The following is a 1367-nucleotide window of genomic DNA, read 5'->3' on the forward strand; positions in this document are numbered from 1 at the left end:
GGGTGGACACCGCCGACGACCTGGCCCGTGTGCGTGAATTTCTCCATGGTCAGGCAGGAGATCAATGATGCGAGTGCTGTTCGTGTGTCTGGGCAATATCTGCCGGTCGCCCACCGCCGAGGGTGTCTTCCGTCGCCTGCTCGAGGAACGCGGCCTCGACGACAGGGTGCAGGTGGATTCCTGCGGGATCGGTGACTGGCACCTTGGCAAGGCGCCGGATGACCGTGCCCGGCAGGCAGCTGAGCGTCGTGGCATCGATATCTCGGCGCTGCGAGCCCGTCAGTTGGCCGATACCGATTTCCACCGCTTCGATTACCTGCTGGCGATGGATCACGATAATCTGGCGGTCCTGCGGTCACGAGCCCCGCAGGACGTCGTTGGCCACCTGGGGCTCTTCCTGGGCTTCGCGGGTCTGGACGGCCGCGCCGTCCCCGATCCCTATTACGGGGGTGACCAGGGGTTCGAGGAGGTGCTCGACCTGGTCGAGATCGCCTCCCGGGGCTTGCTCGATGACATCCTTGGCCGCCTGGAAGCCGCCTCTTGAGCCTGACGATCGTCGCAGACAAGGACCTGTCGAGCGCCAATACTCTGGGTCTGCCCTGCGTGGCCGAGCGCTTTGCCGTTGCCGAAAATCATGATGCCCTTGGCGAGGCCATTCGTCGGGCCGCTGATCACGGCTGGTCGCTGACGCTGCTGGGCGGGGGAAGCAATCTCATCCTGCCCGATAACCTGACCGGCCTCGTCCTCCAGCCGGCGATGAATGCCTGGTGGCTGGAGGAAAGGGGAGAGGAGCGCCTGGTGCATGTCGAGGCAGGGATGGTATGGCATGACCTGGTGATGACCCTGGCGTCTCGCGGGCTCTGGGGCATCGAGAATCTGGCGTTGATTCCCGGCCATTGCGGTGCCGCCCCGATCCAGAATATCGGCGCCTATGGTGTCGAGTTGGGTGATGTCCTCGAGTCCGTGCACCTGATGTATCTCGACGATGGCCGCGAGGCGGTCTTTTCTGCCGCCGACTGCCGCTTCGGCTATCGGGACAGTATCTTCAAGACAAACCTGGACGCCCGGGTGGTGATCACTCGATTGGCGCTTCGCCTGTCCCGTTTACCGCAACCCCGGCTTGGCTATGGTGACCTGGCGAGCCGTGTCGGTTCCGATCCCACGGCGCTGGAGGTGGCAGAGGCGGTCTGTGCCATCCGCCGCGAGAAACTGCCCGATCCCGCTGTACTGAACAATGCAGGGAGCTTCTTCAAGAATCCCCTGGTGGATGCGATAACGGCAGGTGAATTGCTGGCCGATAATCCCGATCTTCCGCATTTCCCGCGAGCCGATGGCAGGGTGAAACTGGCGGCCGGTTGGCTCATCGA

At 63.6% G+C, this 1367-nt stretch carries 2 protein-coding genes; both read left to right on the forward strand.

The features are described from left to right. The first annotated feature begins 67 nt into the window (after nt 1-67). Nucleotides 68-544: a low molecular weight protein-tyrosine-phosphatase gene (locus tag ACESMD_RS07345; RefSeq protein WP_372611770.1), complete on the forward strand. Its 477-nt coding sequence runs from the start codon at nt 68-70 to the stop codon at nt 542-544. Then, on the forward strand, nt 541-1367 hold an 827-nt coding region (gene murB / locus ACESMD_RS07350), incomplete at its 3' end, for a UDP-N-acetylmuramate dehydrogenase (protein ID WP_372611768.1). The genes ACESMD_RS07345 and murB, both read left to right, overlap by 4 nt.

Origin of the sequence: Halomonas sp. (genome assembly GCF_041689495.1) — a bacterium.
In the GTDB taxonomy this organism is placed as follows: Bacteria; Pseudomonadota; Gammaproteobacteria; order Pseudomonadales; family Halomonadaceae; genus Halomonas.

What these genes read in the sequence shown, in the direction of transcription:
- ACESMD_RS07345 (WP_372611770.1), top strand. Translation starts at nt 68, where the DNA reads ATGCGAGTGCTGTTCGTGTGTCTGGGCAATATCTGCCGGTCGCCCACC.